Annotated in this window: 15 protein-coding genes and 1 pseudogene; 7 read left to right on the forward strand and 9 right to left on the reverse strand. The window is 67.4% G+C overall.

The genetic code is table 11. The features are described 5' to 3' along the window. From MKK64_RS20170 to MKK64_RS20180, 3 genes are all read right to left on the reverse strand, one after another. Positions 1-1,251 (reverse strand): M20/M25/M40 family metallo-hydrolase (locus tag MKK64_RS20170; RefSeq protein ID WP_243936712.1); only part of this gene is annotated, 1,251 nt, incomplete at its 3' end. Positions 1,252-1,383: 132 nt separating this feature from the next. Beyond that, the gene (locus MKK64_RS20175; RefSeq protein ID WP_279593284.1) at positions 1,384-1,686 is read right to left on the reverse strand and encodes a class II aldolase/adducin family protein; all 303 of its coding nucleotides are present in this window, start codon (positions 1,684-1,686) and stop codon (positions 1,384-1,386) included. Positions 1,687-1,791: 105 nt separating this feature from the next. Beyond that, a complete protein-coding gene (locus tag MKK64_RS20180) occupies positions 1,792-2,772 on the reverse strand; it encodes a LysR family transcriptional regulator (RefSeq protein WP_243936753.1) in 981 nt (326 codons plus the stop codon). Positions 2,773-2,872: 100 nt separating this feature from the next. Between MKK64_RS20180 and MKK64_RS20185 the strand changes: the two genes are divergently transcribed. Together MKK64_RS20185 and MKK64_RS20190 are read left to right on the forward strand one after the other, a co-directional pair. Next, positions 2,873-3,061 carry an SDR family NAD(P)-dependent oxidoreductase gene (locus tag MKK64_RS20185; RefSeq protein WP_243936713.1) on the forward strand — a complete coding sequence of 63 codons (189 nt, stop codon included), beginning with the start codon at positions 2,873-2,875 and terminating at the stop codon, positions 3,059-3,061. 12 nt (positions 3,062-3,073) lie between these two features. After that, entirely contained in the window at positions 3,074-3,616 is a 543-nt protein-coding gene (locus tag MKK64_RS20190) for an SDR family oxidoreductase (RefSeq protein WP_243936714.1), read from the forward strand. A 453-nt stretch (positions 3,617-4,069) separates the two neighbouring features. On the opposite strand, the gene MKK64_RS20195 is transcribed toward MKK64_RS20190, so the two are convergent. Beyond that, a complete protein-coding gene (locus tag MKK64_RS20195; RefSeq protein WP_279593285.1) occupies positions 4,070-5,623 on the reverse strand; it encodes an FAD-dependent oxidoreductase in 1,554 nt (517 codons plus the stop codon). A 733-nt stretch (positions 5,624-6,356) separates the two neighbouring features. Between MKK64_RS20195 and MKK64_RS20200 the strand changes: the two genes are divergently transcribed. From MKK64_RS20200 to MKK64_RS20210, 3 genes are read left to right on the forward strand one after another with little or no spacing between them, the layout of a single operon-like run. Then, on the forward strand, positions 6,357-7,481 hold the full coding sequence (locus tag MKK64_RS20200; protein WP_313898925.1) for an alkene reductase: 1,125 nt from the start codon (positions 6,357-6,359) through the stop codon (positions 7,479-7,481). 45 nt (positions 7,482-7,526) lie between these two features. After that, positions 7,527-8,450 (forward strand): hypothetical protein, encoded by a 924-nt coding sequence (locus MKK64_RS20205; RefSeq protein WP_243936717.1) that lies wholly within the window; start codon positions 7,527-7,529, stop codon positions 8,448-8,450. Next, on the forward strand, positions 8,450-9,442 hold the full coding sequence (locus MKK64_RS20210) for a LysR family transcriptional regulator (RefSeq protein ID WP_243936718.1): 993 nt from the start codon (positions 8,450-8,452) through the stop codon (positions 9,440-9,442). The genes MKK64_RS20205 and MKK64_RS20210 overlap by 1 nt, the downstream gene beginning before the upstream one ends. Positions 9,443-9,773: 331 nt before the next feature. On the opposite strand, the gene MKK64_RS20215 is transcribed toward MKK64_RS20210, so the two are convergent. From MKK64_RS20215 to MKK64_RS20235, 5 genes and pseudogenes are all read right to left on the reverse strand, one after another. Further along, entirely contained in the window at positions 9,774-10,541 is a 768-nt protein-coding gene (locus MKK64_RS20215; RefSeq protein WP_279593282.1) for an amino acid ABC transporter ATP-binding protein, read from the reverse strand. Positions 10,542-10,672: 131 nt separating this feature from the next. Continuing rightward, positions 10,673-11,188 (reverse strand): annotated as a pseudogene (locus MKK64_RS20220) (amino acid ABC transporter permease); the annotation flags it as partial. After that, the gene (locus MKK64_RS20225; RefSeq protein WP_243936719.1) at positions 11,188-11,838 is read right to left on the reverse strand and encodes an amino acid ABC transporter permease; all 651 of its coding nucleotides are present in this window, start codon (positions 11,836-11,838) and stop codon (positions 11,188-11,190) included. The pseudogene MKK64_RS20220 and the gene MKK64_RS20225, both read right to left, overlap by 1 nt. 45 nt (positions 11,839-11,883) lie before the next feature. After that, positions 11,884-12,750, reverse strand: coding sequence for a transporter substrate-binding domain-containing protein (locus tag MKK64_RS20230; RefSeq protein ID WP_243936720.1), 867 nt, complete (start codon positions 12,748-12,750; stop codon positions 11,884-11,886). Positions 12,751-12,788: 38 nt separating this feature from the next. Next, the gene (locus MKK64_RS20235) at positions 12,789-13,181 is read right to left on the reverse strand and encodes a RidA family protein (protein WP_243932971.1); all 393 of its coding nucleotides are present in this window, start codon (positions 13,179-13,181) and stop codon (positions 12,789-12,791) included. Positions 13,182-13,405: 224 nt separating this feature from the next. Here MKK64_RS20235 and MKK64_RS20240 point away from each other — a divergent pair, with 224 nt between their 5' ends. Both MKK64_RS20240 and MKK64_RS28460 read left to right on the forward strand, forming a co-directional pair. Then, the gene (locus MKK64_RS20240) at positions 13,406-14,812 is read left to right on the forward strand and encodes a PLP-dependent aminotransferase family protein (protein WP_243936722.1); all 1,407 of its coding nucleotides are present in this window, start codon (positions 13,406-13,408) and stop codon (positions 14,810-14,812) included. 555 nt (positions 14,813-15,367) lie between these two features. Then, positions 15,368-15,724: a DUF6538 domain-containing protein gene (locus MKK64_RS28460; RefSeq protein ID WP_409567986.1), complete on the forward strand. Its 357-nt coding sequence runs from the start codon at positions 15,368-15,370 to the stop codon at positions 15,722-15,724. Positions 15,725-16,157: the final 433 nt, after the last annotated feature.

Here is a 16,157-nt window from a genome sequence, read left to right on the forward strand (position 1 = left end):
CCCGGCATTGCAGATCGCGCGGATCACCGAGAACATCCGCTCGACGATGTTGGGGGCAAGCCCAAGGGACGGCTCGTCGAACAGGACGAGCTTGGGCCGCGCCATCAGCGCCCGGCCGATCGCCAGCATCTGCTGCTCGCCCCCCGAAAGGGTTCCGGCCGCCTGCGCCCGGCGCGCGGCGAGACGCGGGAACTCGCCGTAGATCCGGGCGAGGTCGGCCTTAGCGCGCCGGAGAATGGGCCCGGCCGCCGACGGGGCCGACCGCACAGAGAGTCGGGCAGCCGACGCTGGCGGTGAATCCGGAATCGGCGCAGCCGCCCGTGAACGCGCCCGAGACCGTCGCACCGTAGCGCGCTCGCTCCGGCATAAGCCTCGAACAGGGCGCGCGAGGCCGCATCCTGCAGGAGCGGCAGGCCCCCCCCGGATCGTCAAAGCGGCCGAAATGCCGGGAAGCGTGGCCTCGGTTACGATCGCCGCGATGCGTGCCATGGCTGCTTCGCGATCCTCCGGGCGGACGTAGCGCAGGTCGATCTCGCAGGTGGCGAGCGGCGCGACCGTGTTGACCGACTGGCCGCCCGAGACGAGTCCGACGTTCACGGTGGTGCCGCGTTCGAGGTCGGTGATCGCATGCAGCGCGATCGTCTTGTGGGCGAGTTCGCCGATGGCGCTGGTCCCGTCCGCGGGGTTGGCGCCGGAATGGGCAGCCTTGCCATGCACCGTCGACGCCATGAACACGCCGCCCTTGCGGCCCGTCACCACATCGCCCGACGGGCGCCCCGGCTCCGAATTCAGCACGGCGCGCGCGCCGCGCGTCGTCTCCTCGATGATCGGGCGGCAGGCCGGCGACGCGGTCTCCTCGTCGCTGGTGAACAGGCCGACGAGCGGGGACGGTGCCCCGCCCACCCGTTGGAAGGCGGCGAGGCGGAAGGCGTTCATCGCGAGGCCGGCCTTCATGTCGGCGACGCCCGGGCCGTAGGCGCGACCATCCGAGACCCGGAACGGCCGCCGCGCGGCCTCGCCGGTCGGGAACACCGTGTCGCGGTGCCCCATCAGCACCGCCGGCCGATTGGCGCCGCCGCTCCCGGTCACGTGGGCCTTCAGCGCATCGCCGTATCCTGCGATCGGGATCGTGGCGACGGACACACCATGCTCGGCGAGAAACCCACCGATCCGGGCACCGACGTCATCGACGCCGGCCTTCTCGTGGGAATTGGGATCGATGTTCACGAGAACCGCGAGCAGGGCCAGCATCGCGGCCTCCCGTGCTTCGAGCCAGCGGACCGCGTCGGCGCCTCTGTCGGACATCGCAACTCCCATCGGGCTGCCCCGGCGCTTGGGACGGATGGATCCGCCGCCGGCCGTGCCTTCGTTCCTTCCGCCGCGTCAGTCCCGGTACGCCGGCTCCTCGCGATCCAGGATTCTCCGGATCGCGGACAGGGGCAGGCGGGCGGATTCGGGATCGCCGGCGCGCATCTGGCGGGCCGTGGCTTCGGCGATCGCGGGATCCACGGGGATGACCTGGCGCCCGGTCGAGAGCGCCAGGGTCTGCACCTCGGCAGCCCGCTCGAGATCGTAGAGGTCGTCCCAGGCTTCCGCGATGATCGGTCCCAGGACCATCACCCCGTGATGCTTCATGAAGAGGCAACCGAACCTTGATCTTGCTTCCGGAAGAAGACGTTCCGTCAGCGACTCGAGCCGGTCGCTTCGTGTCCGGCGAAGGCTCCCCGCAAGTGGATCACTATCGAGCGCGATGGCCTTGCCGTCAGCCTTCGAGCTCGGTCGCCATCGAGCTTAGACGGGCTTACCAACACGATCCTGGGACATGCGGCCCACATGAGCCGCCACTGTCACGTCCCAGGGCGCCGGGGTTCGAAAGATTTCGCCGAGGAAGGTCAGGAACGCCTTCACGTTTGGATTGCCCCGGCGGCTCTCCGGCCACAGGGCGATCATTGCGTGGCGGTCCACGGAATACTCATGCAGGATCGGGATGAGTTCGCCGCGTTCGACGAAGGGAGCCGCCAGATAGGTCGGCGAGATGCCGATGCCGCCACCCGCGACGAGAGCGGATGCAACGGCGTCGCTGTTGTCGGTGACGATGCCGGCGTTGGGTACGATCTCCAGGATGCGATCCCCGGCTCGAAAAGGCCAGCGTAGCGCTTGGCCAGTGCTCTGGAAGCGAAAGTTCACGCAGTCGTGGTTTACGAGTTCGTCCGGATGCCGTGGGGTTCCGCGCCGGACCAGATAGGCCGGGGATGCGAATGCGCAGACACGGTGTGGCGCCAGCGTTCGAGCGATCAGTCGGCTGTCTCCGAGATCCCCGACGCGGATGGCGACGTCGATGCCGTCCGCGATCAGGTCGGCAAAGCCATCGCCGAGGCGCAGGTCCACCATCAGCTTCGGGTAGCGCTCACGGAAACGGGGTAGTGCCGGAGCAATCAGGTGCAGGCCTACCGGCAAAGGCGCCGTGACTTTCAGGGTCCCGGCTGGTTCCGAGCGGGCCGCCACCGCCATCTGCTCGATCTCCGCGGCATCGCGTAGCAGGCGAAGCGCTCGCTCGTGCAGGTCGCGTCCTTCCGAAGTGAGCGTGAGCGACCGGGTGGTTCGGTGGAAGAGGCGCAGACCAAGATGCTGCTCTAGGCGCTGGACGCTTTTGCTCACCGCGGAGGGCGAGATCGAGAGCGCGCGCGCTGCCGCGGTATAGCTCCCCAGCGAGCCGGCACGAGCGAATGCGATGAGGCCGGTGAGCCGGTCGAGCCCAATTTGTGCCGTCATGGCGTAACTGAACCGCCATGCGGCAGAATTATCAAGCCCAAAGCGAAGATCTAGGTTTTGGTCCCCGGCGACCGACGCCCCGAGCACGAGGATCAGGACCATGAACGACATCAGCTCGCTTGCGGCTTCCACCCTTCAAGATCGCACTGTCGTCATCTTCGGTGGCACCTCCGGCATCGGTTTGGCCTCCGCGATCCAGGCCAAGGCCGCGGGCGCCAAGGTCATCGTCGTCGGGTTCAACCCTGAGGGCGCGGAGCGGGTCGCGACGGAGAACGGCTTCAATGGCTAGCGTGCGGCCGACGTGACCAAGCCCGAGACCATCGCACAGGCCCTCGCGGACATCCCGCACGTGGACCACCTCGTCCTCCTCGCCGGCACCTTCGTCGCCGGCAAGGTCCTGGATGCCGAGGTCGAGTACCTGAAGCGCGCCTTCGACGAGCGGATCTGGGCGGCCGTCCATACCCTACGGACGCTCGGTGAACGCCTCGCTTCCGATGGCTCGGTGACCTTCATCTCGGGAGCGCTGGCGGATCGCCCGAGCGCCCAGGGAACGGCAGTGCTCGCCGCCGCCTCGGCCGCGATGGAGGCTTTTGCCCGGGGTCTGGCGCTGGAACTCGCGCCGATACGCGTGAATACGCTCTCACCCGGCACCACGGACACGCCGCTTCTCTCCCGTACGCTGGGCACGCATCGCGACGCCTACGTCGCCGCCCTCACCGAGAAGCTCCCCCAGCGTCGTCTCGGCACGGCGGAGGAGGCTGGTGCAGCGGTCGTCTTCCTCATGAGCAACGGCTTCATGAACGGCGAGACCCTCCACATCGACGGCGGCGCACGGCTGGTCTGACCGCCCGGCCAAACCTCGCCGAAGTCTACCTGCCGAAAGTCGTTGCCCGAACGAAGGTCCGCTTCATGGCTTGGGTTCCCCGAAGCGGATCAACCCCCAATCCTTTCGACCTGGACGTAGGTCATCCTCCACCAAGCTACCGAGAAGCGGACCTCCCCAGGGTCCGGAAGGGTCGAGAGCGGAACGTCCGAGGCGGCTAGGTTTCCGCAAGTCCACTCCTGGAACGCAGACCCGAGAAACCGGACGTGAGCGCGGAATGCGACGCATGTCGGCTATTCGCCCATTCCGATCGGTCGTGAACGCCGGAGGGCATCCGACCGCCGATGCCCTGGGGGCGCGGCGGTCCGCGCGGCACGAAAGAACGGAGGGCCGGCGCCACGCCGACCCGGCGGCTTGATCCCTGAACCTAGCGCCTGACCTTGCCGCGGTTCTCGATCGGTTGCCGGACAGCCGCTAGGCAGCCTCGCGCGCAAGGGTGGGCAGGTCCGCCCCGGCCTCGATCTCGGCCGCCGAGGGAAGACTTCCGAGGCCGAGCAAGTGCAGGAAGGCGGTGAAGGCACTGTTGCGGCCGATGCTGCAGGCGGCGGTCACTCTGTCGCCGGTGACGTAATAGGCGATGATGTCGAGGGCGGAGGGGTCGCCCTGAACGATGATCCGGTCGAAACCTTTGGCGTATCCACCGTAATCGAGCCGCTTGTCGCCCTGGTTGCTCCAGAAGAATGGAGCACCTGCGAACACGCCGCTTCGGCCGAGGATGGCATGGGCCACATGGGTGCCGTGCTGCTGCGCGAGACGCCAATGCTCGATCCGTGCGGTCTCGCTGCTCGCCCTCTCAGGGAAAGCGGCGATATCGCCTGCGATCCAGACGCCGTCCGCGAGCTTGAGGTCCCCGCCGACCTCGAGACCGCCGCCTTCGCCGGGCTCGACGCCCGCGATCAGGCTGCTTTCCGGATCTGCACCTGCGCCGACGAGAACGATGTCGGCCGGGAGGCGCCGTCCGTCCTTCGTCTCGACAGCTTCGACACGACTGATGCCAGTGATCCTGACGACGGAGCCGGTCTCGAACGTGACGCCGTTGTCGGCATGGTGCTGCTTCAGCGCTGCGCCCACCGCCTCGCCGAAGCGCTTGGCGAAGGGCACCTCCTCGCGCGCCAGCACCGTTACGGACAGCCCGCGCTTGTTAAGGAACGCAGCGGCCTCCATGCCGATGAAGCCGGCGCCCACCACGACGACCGACCCACCCGCGCGCGCCGCCTCGCTGATGCGGATCGCGTCGTCGAGACTGCGCAAAATGAAGACCCCGCCGAGGTCCTTGCCGGGGAAGTCGGGCAGCACCGCCCGACTTCCGGTGGCAACGAGGATCGCGTCGGCCTCGAAGGTCCGGCCGTCTCCCAAGGTGATGTCGCGTCGGGAGGGATCGACCTTGACGACCTCCCCGGTGATACGCTCGACCTTGTTGATCTGGTCGAAATCGGGCTCGATCAGCACCTTTTCCGGCGGGGTCGGCTTGGCGAGGAACTGCTTGGAGAGCTTCGTCCGGTCGTAGGGCGGGTGCGCCTCGCGGCCGACCATGGTGATCGGCCCGTCATAGCCTTCGCGGCGCAGGGTCTTCACGCACGCGACGGCCGCCGCGCCCGAGCCGACGATGAGCACGCTCTCCACGGCCGCGCTCGCCGTCTTTGCCGGCGCCGGCGCCGGCGTGAGGGTCGCGACGACTTCTGACCCCTCGATGCGGACAAGGTAGCGCGTCAGGGAATCGAGGGCCGGCGGCTCCTCGAGGCTTCCGTCGGCCAGCGCGAAAGCGGCCTTGTGCCAGGGGCAGTAGAGGCGTCCGCCGCAGATCTCGCCCTTGGCGAGCGGCGCCCCGAGATGCGGGCACTTGGCCTGAAACGCCCGCACACCGGAGGCGTCGCGCACGAACAGCACCTTCTCATCCCCGGCCGATCCCTCCTTCATGCCCCCCATCGGGATCGCTCCGAGGGCAAGGCGGATTTCGGTTCCGGGCATGGCTGGCGTCGCTCCTAGTGAGCGCCATCGCGCCCGGCCTATCAAGTCGCCTAACCTGCTCCAGTTGCCTCTTGCCCGGCCGGGAACGCGGTGGAACGCGGACCCGTGAGATCGCTTCAAGCATCCGTCGTCGTCCGGTTGCACCGCAACCTCACCGGCGTCGGGGCGCCTCTTAGGAGCACACAGATACTGCGCCATTCCTCACAGGATGATGCTCGAACCGCTGGATCGAACACATGAACCGATCGGACGTCCGCCTGTGGGTCTTATGGACCCCCCCTGCGACGGCGCAATCGGGTCGAGACCTGTCCGTCCGCTCTAGGGTTGGGGTCTGGCAAAGGATGCCGCCGTCGAGCTCGCCGTCCAGGTGGTGTCGTCGGCCGCGCGCCATTCCCGAATGGCTGGCGCAGTCTCCCGAGCCGGTAGCTAGGGACCGTATGCCTTCCGCCTGGATGCCCTTCGAGGGGGGCGCGCTCGATTCGGTTGAGGATGAGATCACGACCCGTCCTGCGACCACCGGGATGCATGGCGGAGGTAGGGGGCGGCATCACAAGACCTTGCTGGGCCTGTACGGCCTACCGACCCCTCTCCCCCGCGGACGCAGCGATTGGGGACGTGGTGTCCCCTTAGATCCGATCCGATCCGGCTTCCTCGGACGCCGGCTGCCCTTATCCTTCAGAAGTAACGTGCCGCCGGAAGGCAGGAACCGGCAGCCCAGTCCGAAAGGAACCTCGTGTCCCCATTGTTCACTTCGTTTTCCCTAGCAGGGCTCGAGCTGGCGAATCGGATCGTGATGGCGCCGCTGACCCGGTCCAGGGCAGCGAACGACGCCGCCGACACGATGACCGCGCTCTACTACACGCAGCGGGCGACCGCAGGGCTGATCGTGTCCGAGGGCACGACCATCAGCGAGGAGGGACGGGGCTACCTGTTTAACCCCGGCATCTTCTCAGCCCCGCAGGTCGCCGGGTGGAAGACTGTTACCGACTCGGTCCGCGGCGCCGGCGGCCACATGTTCGCTCAGCTCTGGCACGTGGGACGCGTATCGCACACGTCACTTCAGAAGGACCAGGGTCTGCCGGTCAGCGCCTCGGCCAGGACGGCGGCGGGCGCCAAGGCCTACGCCTACGACGATGCCGGCAAGCCGGCCTTCGTAAAGACGTCCACGCCGCGCGCCCTGTCGACGGACGAGGTCCGCCGGGTGGTAGAAAACTTCGCGACGGCCGCCTCGAACGCCGTCGCGGCCGGGTTCGACGGCGTCGAGATCCACGGCGCCAACGGCTACCTGCACGAGCAATTTCTCAACCCGTACGTGAACGACCGCACCGACCGCTACACTGGGGCAACGGTCGCGGGCCGCATCGCCTTCACGCTCGACGTGGTCGACGCCATTGCCGCACGCATCGGAGCCTCCAAGGTCGGCATCCGGATCTCGCCCTATGGCCGGCTGTTCGACATGCCCGCCTACGACGGGACCGAGGTGACCTACCTCACGCTGGCGGCGGAGCTCGACCGGCGCGGCATCGCCTACATCCACGTCATGGACCAATCGGGCTTCGACACCGGCGAGATGACGGTGGATGCGATCCCGGCTCAGCCCCCCTTCTGGGACAAGCTCCGCAAGGCCTTCCCGACCGGCGCGATCATCCTCGCCGGGGGCATGACCCTCGACCGGGCGAACGCGCTCATCAGCGAGGGGACCATCGACCTCGCCGCCTTTGGGCAGGCGTTCATCGCCAATCCGGACCTGGTCGCACGTCTGCGGGAAGGCTTCCCGCTCGCGGTCCCGGACAAGGCGACATTCTACGGCGGGGGGGCTGCTGGGTACGTCGACTACCCGTCCTACCAAGCCGCTTGAGCCGCTCCCGCGATCCCGCGCTCCGCCTCATCCAAGGATACGATCTTGCCCAAACTCACGACGACCGTCGATTACGCCCACCGCGATAAGCCTATCGCAATCAACTCCTACACCACGGTGCTCCGCCATCCGAAGGTGCCGCACGAGCTGTTCGCCACCTACTGGCGGGACGTGCACGGTCCGCTGTGCTCGCGCATCCCCGGGCTCGGCTGGTACGTACAGAACCACCTCTCCCGCGAGCAGGACGCACGCCTCTGGCCGCAGATGGAGAGCATCGAGCCGTTCCCGGCTTACGAGTTGGATGGCGGCGTCGAGATCGGCTTCCACTCCGCGGAGGACCAGGCGGCATTCAACGAGGCTTGCCCGATCCTGTTTGCGGACGAGCAGAACATGTTCGCGGCGACGGTCGCCTACGCGCTGCCGAAGGGGTCAACGACGCTGGTCGACCGGGTCGCGGAACCCTCCCCGAACGCTGACGATGGTCTCGACCGCATTCACCTGCATCTCGGTGCCGCCCATGACGATGCGGCAGTGTTCGGCGACCGCATCGGTCGTCTCGCCCGCGCGCTCGCCGCCGAGGAGGCGGTGCTGCGGGTTCGCCTCCATCTGCCGGAGCCTTACGACAACGCCCACCCGGCTCCCCCGGCGCCCAATGTCGGGCACGAGGTCCCGGCCGAACGTCGCCTGATCGCGATCCTCGACCTCGCCTTCGCCTCACCCCTGGACCGGAGTCTGTTCTACGCGTCCGACGCCTTCCTGCAAGCCAGCGAGGGCCTGGCGGCCGCTGTCGCGTATGCGTCTCCGTTTGCGGTGAGCGGCGTCTACACGTATGTCCGCGACAAGGAACTGACGTTCGCCGGCCTGCGGGGCAGCCGTCCGGCGCAGCTCATCGAGAGGCTCGGCGCCCGCAACCAGGTCGCCGCCAATGTCCGCCACCTGCTGCACACCGGTACGCTTCTCGACCGCTGATGACCGAAACCGGGGCACCGGTGCGGTATCGTACCGGCGAGCCCCACGCCGAAACCGGGACCGCGTCGCACGGCAGTCCCGCCATGTCGCCTGAGCGCATCGAGGACATCGTCGCATTCGTGCACGCGGCGGACGCGCGGAGCTTCACGGTGGCGGCCGAGCGGCTCGGCCTTTCGCGGTCCACGGTTGGCAAGCGGATCACGCGCCTGGAGGCACGCCTCGGCGCTCGCCTGCTGCACCGCACGACCCGCAGCGTGACGCTCACCGACGAGGGCGCAAACTTCCACGGGCAATGCGCGGAGATCCTGGAAGCGTTGGAAGCCGCCGAGGCGGAGGTGACGGCACGGGGCGTCGCGCCGAGTGGACGCCTGAGGATCGACCTGCCGGTCTCGCTTGGGCGCCTGCAGGTGCTGCCCGTCCTCCAGCGGTACATGCGCCTTTGGCCGGCGGTGAGCGTGAACATCAGCTTCAGCGACCGTTACGTCGACCTCGTCGATGAGGGCATCGACGTCGCGGTCCGCGTCGGCGGCATGGTCGACAGCAACCTCGTGAGCAGGAAGGTGGCGGCCCACACGCTCGTGACCTGTGCCGCGCCGGACTACCTCGCTCGCCGGGGCACGCCGGTGACCATCGAGGACCTGCCGGATCACGATTGCCTGACGTTCTCTCATGGCGGGCGCCCGGTCGAATGGCGGTTCCGCGACCACGGCGCCCGGCGGACGGTCGCGGTTGGGGGCCCGCTGACTTCCAACAACGCGGAGGGGCTGCGCGACCTGGTCGTCGCCGGCCTCGGGATCGGGCAGTTGGCCACGTTCCTCATCTCCGACGAACTGAGGGATGGCAGGCTCGTCCCGATCCTCGCGGGCCACGCGTCTGAAGGCGAGCCGCTGTCGGTTGTGTACCCGGTCCGTCGGCTCCTGCCGCCCAAGGTCACGGCGTTCGTGGACCTGCTTGTCGCGACATGGCAGCCGCGGCCGCCCTGGGACCTCTGATCGGGTCTGACGCAGCAGGCTGACGGCTGCGGGAGAAAGGGCGGGGATAGTCATGGGATGGCTCCACTCGCTGGAGGGGAGCCAGGATGGTCCATCCCAGTCGGGCGGTCCTCAATCAGCAGCTGAGGCAGGCATCAATTCGCACCGGAGAGGCGCATGGACCGTTGCAGCCACGGTTCTGTTTGGAGCACGCTACGGAACCAAGGCGCACCGTGATGATCTGCGACCACCTGCGACCCCAGAGGGTCGTCCCGCCTGTTCCGTCGAGTATTCGAAAGCGGACGTCAGCCTCAATTTGCGGGAACGGCAGGACGAGTTGCAGGATCGCCGGTTAGGGTCGGGTCAGGAAGCGTTTTGCACGATCCGTCCGAGGTTCGGTGAAGAATATGCTCGGTGGCGCGATTTCCCGGATGCAGCCGCTTTCCATGAAGACGATCGTGTCCGCCACATCGCGCGCGAAGCGCATCTCGTGGGTCACGATCACCATGGTCAGCCCCTCCTTCGCGAGTTCGTGGATGACGCTGAGCACCTCCCCGACCATCTCGGGATCGAGGGCACTGGTCGGCTCGTCGAACAGGATGACCTTCGGCCTCATGGCAAGGGCTCGGCTGATCGCGACGCGCTGCTTCTGACCGCCGGACAGCGTATGCGGGTAAGCGTCGGCCTTCTCCGCAAGGCCGACGCGCGCCAAGATCGCGCGGCCCTCCGCCTCGGCCTCCCGCCTCGGGCGGCGCAGAACATGGACCGGGGCCTCGACGACGTTGCCCAGCACCGTCAGATGGGGCCAGAGCGCGAAGTGCTGGAAGACCATGGCGATGCTGGTTCGCGCGGTAGCGAGTTCGCGCCGGGCCATGGGGCGCGCGGTAGCCGCCGTTCCGGTCCGGCCGATCGGCTTGCCGTGGATGAGCACCGAGCCTTTGCTCGGCTCCTCCAGCCAGTTGAGGCAGCGCAGGAGGGTCGATTTGCCCGAGCCGCTCGGCCCGAGGATGCAGGTCGTCGTGCCGGGAGCGATCTTGAGGTCGATATCGCGAAGAACCTCGAACCCGTCGAAATCCTTGCACACGCCCTGCACGGAAATGGCAGCGTCGATCTCAGCCAAAGCGCACCTTCCTCACTCTTTCCATCCGTCGTACGCCGTCCTCGACCACGAAGGACATAAGGGTAGAGGCCGACCGCCGCGGCGAACGGCGCAAACGGGGTGAAGGTGTTCGCGCTGACGAAATTCGCTGCGAAGGTCAGTTCCTGCACCGTGATGATCATGAGAAGGGCGCTGTCCCGGATGGTCGTGATGACCTGGTTTCCGATCAACGGTGCGGCTGTGATGGCGACCTGGGGCAGGATGATGCGCCGGTAGAGCAGGCTGCGGGACAGACCGAAAGCGTGGGCGGCCTCGATGGAATCCCTGGCGACGGCGAGGAACGCGGCCCGGAAGATCTCGGCGAGATAGGCCGTGGTGTAGAGCGTCAGCGAGGCCAGTCCTGCCCACCACGGATCGAGCCTGAGGCCGAGCTCGGGCAGGCCGTAATAGACCAGATAGGCCAGCAGCAGGAACGGCACGCAGCGCAGGAGATCGACGAGTTCCGCGAGCGACCGGCGCAGCGGTCCGGGGGCCTCGGTGAGGAAGATGGCGACGAGGATGCCGAGGGGGATGCTGAGCAACAGGCACCCCAGCACCAGCGACAGGGTGTTGGCGGCCCCCCACAGGAAGACGTCCCGGCTCTGCCAGACGGCCAGCAGCCCGCTCATCAGCGCGCGCCCCCGTAACGCCGGGCGATCCTGCGCTCCACGACGCGCTGGCCCCGTACGAGCGTCGCGATCAGCGCCGTGTAGATCAGGGTCGCCACCAGGAACGGCGGCAGCGGTTCGTAGGTCTCGGCACCGACCCGGCCGGCGGCGCGGGTGATCTCCACGACGCCGATGACCGCCACCGCCGGGGTGCACTTGAGCAGGATGGTGACCTCGCTGACGAGAGGCCCGAGATTGGTCCGCCAGATCTGCGGGAAGATGATTCGCGTGAAGATCTGCCGTTCCGACAGTCCGAACACTGTGGCGGCCTCGCGCTGGTCACGCGGAAAGGTCTGGAGGGCGGCGCGCCAGATCTCGCTACTGAAGGCGGCCGTGTTCATCGTCAGGGCCAGGATGGCGGCCGGCACCGGGCCCAACTGGATGCCGGCCGACGGCAGGATGAAGAAGACGAAAAGGACGAGCGTTACGAAGGGCGTCGCCCGGACGAGGCTGACGAAGGCCGCGAGCGCTCTTGCGAGCACCGGCACTCGGCGCCAGCGCAGGAGAGCGAGGAGCAGGCCCAGGGGCAGGCTGAGCAGGATGCTGACGGCCGCCAGCGCGGCGGTGACCACCGCGCCGTCGAGGATCGTCCGGATCGCTGGCCATGTCATGGCCGCCCCTCCCCGCGCTTGAGGTGTTCGCCGCCCGGGAGCCCGCTACTTGGTCGCCGTCGCCGGCATGTCCTTGAAGGCGCGGCCCAGCCACTTCTCTTGAAGGGCGTAGAGTTCGCCGCTCGCCCGCACTTTCGCCATGAACGTATCGAGATAGGCGAGAAGGCCGTCGTTGCCCTTGGCCACGGCCCAGGCCGCATAGGTCGGCGCACCGACCGCCTCGCCCATCCTGAAGCGCTTGGGCTGATCCTTCGTCAGGCTGACGAGGTTCACGACGCCGTTGATCACGTAGTCGAGCCGGCCGTTGGCGAGATCTTGGTAGGCTTCCGGCAGGGAGGTGTACTGCACCACCTTGCCGAGCTTGCCCCCGGTCTTGGCGAGGGTGGGTTCGAGATCGGCCAGGGCGGCATAAGAGGCGCCGCCGGATTGAACGCCCACCGACTTGCCGGCCAGATCAGCGACGCCCTTGATCCGGGACTCGTCAGCACGGACGACGTAGTACTGCGTGGCGTCCGCGATCGGCATGGTGAAGGCGAGGCTTTGCACGCGCTCGGGCGTGATCACGGCGGCGGTCAGGGCCACGTCGTACTTGCCCGTGGCGACGCCGGCCAGCAGCCCCGTCCAGGGGATGATCTGTTGGTCGATCTTGAACGGCGCTTCCTTGCGTAGCAGCGCCAGGAGTTCGTGGTCGAGGCCCATCGGCTTGCCGTTCTCGACGTATTCGAACGGCTTGTAGCTGTCCTCGGTCGCGACGGTCATCGTCCCCCTGGCCTTGATCTCTTCGAGGCTGGCCGCGAAGGCCTGCGAAGCGCCGACGGTCAGCATCACGGCGGCGATGATGCCAAAGGTCTTGGTCCGGACGAACAGCATGACTCGATCCTTCTGCTCTCGATGATGATCGTGCCGCCGCATCCTGCGCCGGGCCGGTTCCTCGTCTCGGCGGGGACGGTTCAGGCCATCCGGGATGGTGCCGCTCCGCGATGGGCCACCAGGTCGATCTCGACCAGCGCGTCGTAGGCGAGGCCCGTCGTGCCGATGCAGGTGCGTGCCGGCAGCCGATCCTGCGGGAAGAACGACTTGTAGGTCGTGTTGAAGGTCGCGTAGTCGCGCTGGAACTCCGTGAGGAAGGCGCGGGCGACGACGACGTGCTCGAAGCCCAGCCCGATCCCGGCCAGCACGGCTTCGAGATTGGCCATCACGTTGCGGGTCTGCGCCTCGATGCCCTCCGGCAGGAGGCCGGGAGCCTGCGGGGTATCGGGCATCTGCCCCGTCACGAACACCATGCCGTCGATCTCGACCGCATGGCTGAAGGGCGCCACCGGCTTCGGCCCCCCGGCGATCATGTGAAAGAGCGCGGCTGACGTGGTCTCGGAATTCGGCACCGTGGACTCCTCGTAGCAGGCCATGCCCGCAAGGCCCTACCGCGGTCACCACCGTGAACCGCATTGTCACGATCAGATTAGGTCGGATTGTCTGGTTCTGCGCGGGGAGACTTGCGGCAAGCTGCTTGAATTTCCGCCGGCACTCGGATGAAACTAGGACAATCACTCGGACAATCGGAACAGGCATGACGCGACCGGGATGGACGGAGGCGGTCGAGCGAACTGCGGGTCCGCGCTTTCGCGCCATCGTGGGGGCGGTGGAGATCGCCCTGCGAGCCGGCATCCTGCGCCCTGGCGACCGGTTGCCGCCGCAGCGGGACCTCGCCGACTGGCTGTCGCTCAACATCGGCACGATCAGCCGAGCCTATGCCGAGATGCAACGCACGGGCCTGGCGCGGGGCGAGGTCGGACGAGGCACGTTCCTCAACCCTGTGCAGGCAACCGACGGTCCGTCGTCCCTGCGGACCCCCGCCCCGCGTCCGGCCTTCCTCGACCTGTCTCACAACTTTCCGGCGCATGCGATGCATCATCCCGCGCTGGCTGCGATCCGGCCGTGCTTCGAGGGCGGGGTCGATGTCGACGCCATGCTCTCCGCCCAAGTCGATATCGGCCTCGGCCGGCATCGGGACATCGCCGCGCACTGGCTCGGCCGGTTCGGGATCGAGGCGCAGGCCGACGACGTGCTGATCACATGCGGCGGCCAGCACGGCCTGCTGCTGGCGCTCATGGCGCTGACCCGCCCCGGCGAGGCCGTCCTGACGGAGGAGGTCACCTTCTACGGCCTGAAATCCGCAGCCGGCATGCTGGGACGTTCGCTGGTCGGCGTGCGTATGGACCGCGAGGGCCTCGTGCCCGACCATCTCGACGTGGTCTGCCGGCGGACGAACGCGAAGGTCCTCTTCTGCACGCCGACGCTGCACAACCCGACCACGGCGACGATGTCGGCGGAGCGGCGTCGGGAGGTGGCCGAGGTCTGTGAACGCCACGACGTCATGATCGTCGAGGACGACGTCTACGGCTTTTTGCCCGATCCGCTGTTGCGGCCGCTGGCCGCTTCTGCCCCGGACCGGGTGGTGCACATCTCCAGCGTGTCGAAACTCATCGGCCCGGGGCTGCGCGTCGGGTTCATGAAAGTGCCGCGGCATCTGGTCTACGCGTTCGGCATCGCCCTTCGAGCCAGCACCCTGATGGCCTCCCCCTTCACCGCCGAATGGGCGACGCGCCTGCTGGCCTCGCAGCAGATCGATCGGGTCGTGGCCGACTTGCGGACGGAAACCGAAGCCCGGCAGGCCCTCGTAGCCTCCCTCATGCCGGAGCGCGCCATCATGAGCCACCGAAACGCGTTCTACTTCTGCCTCAACCTGCGGAACGGCTGGTCTGCCGAGGCTTACAGGCAAGCCGCCGAAGACATCGGGGTGGGGGTCACGCCACTCGGCCTATTCGAGGTGTCCTCCTTGCACCAGAATGACAGTGTGCGTGTCTGCGTCAACGCGGCGCCGGACCAAGCCTCGCTTCGCGAAGGGTTGGAGAAGCTCGCAGGGCTGCTCGTATCAGGCGCACCGCCGACCGTTCGGTTCAGAGCGGCTATCTGAATCGGACGGTCGGCATTCGGGCAAAAGTCCGATGTCGTCATCCCATGCCATAAGCGGACCGGCTGGAAACCACGCGACCCAGACGCAGGTCATCCTCCGCCAACCTGCAGCGAAGCGGACCCTCCGACGGTCCGAGAAGGGTCGACACCGGAACATCGTCTACCGGCAAGTGAATGTCCGCCTCCGGGCGGTGGGGTGATGTCCGCTCATGGCGCAACCAGGACTCAACAAATTGGGTGCGGGAGCGTCCGTTTTGCACGTTCCGACGGAGGGCGCCGAATGACCGGGATGAGCGCAAAGTGGAATGACCGTTTGAGTGCGGGGCCGAGGTGCTGTCGCGATTGGTTTCGTGTTTGACGGTTGCCCCAAAAAGTTGCTACGAACTTCGGTATCGGCGGGTTAATAGAACCTTTGTTGTCAGGGGTTTAGGCTTGTTGGCGGCGAATCCCCTCTCCGCCAAATCGTCCTTGCGCCAATGCGATGACGGTATCTTCCTGATGCCGTGGGCTTTCAGCGCGCTCCTGCTACGAGGGCGTGCGACGAAGCCAGAGGCAGATGGTGGGTCTCGTCCAGCGTCGGGGCATCTTCTATGTCCGTCGCACCATCCCGGATGCGCTGCGCGCCGACATGCCGGCCGTGCTCGGAACGGCGGGGCCTGGCATCTTCGACGAAAGCGCGCCCGTCTCGCTGAAGGGAAGGCGGGCCGGCCGGGAGTTCTGGGTCAGCCTCGGCACCCGCGACGAGGACGTGGCACGCGATCGGGCCCGCCGGCTGGATGGCGAGGCGGACGCGCTCGTCCGCTTGGCGAAGCGCCGTCTGCCTCAGCGCTCAGCCGAAACTCTCGGACCTCGACGACACGGTTCTTCAGGGTCTGGTCGCGACGTTCCGCCATCGCAAGCTCGCCGCGGATGAAGCGCGGCGGCGCGGCGCCGACCCCCTCAGTCGCGAAGGGTTCGACGCACTCGGACGGGAGATCGCGTCGCGGGAGGCCGAATTGCGCGATGCCAACGCGCGCGGCGACTCCACCGTCCCGCACTTCGACCACGACGCCATGATGACCGTGCTCGATGCCGGACTGAACATCGCGTTCGGATCGCCAGCGGATCATCGGCTCCATCTGGCGTTCGTCGAAGCCGAACTCGAGGTGATCAGCGTCATCGGCGACCGGCATCGTGGGACTACGACGCCGACCCCTGAGCGACCGACAAGCGACGCCCCCGAACCGAGGGCGCGCCTCCGTCGAAACCGGGGAACGTCGAAGCGTCGACCCCGGAGAAGATCCTGGAGGGTTGGAATCTCGATCAGACACCGACCGAGAAGACGTTCGACACCTTTTCGAGCATGG

Source organism: Methylobacterium sp. E-025 (assembly GCF_022829705.1).
In the GTDB taxonomy this organism is placed as follows: Bacteria; Pseudomonadota; Alphaproteobacteria; order Rhizobiales; family Beijerinckiaceae; genus Methylobacterium.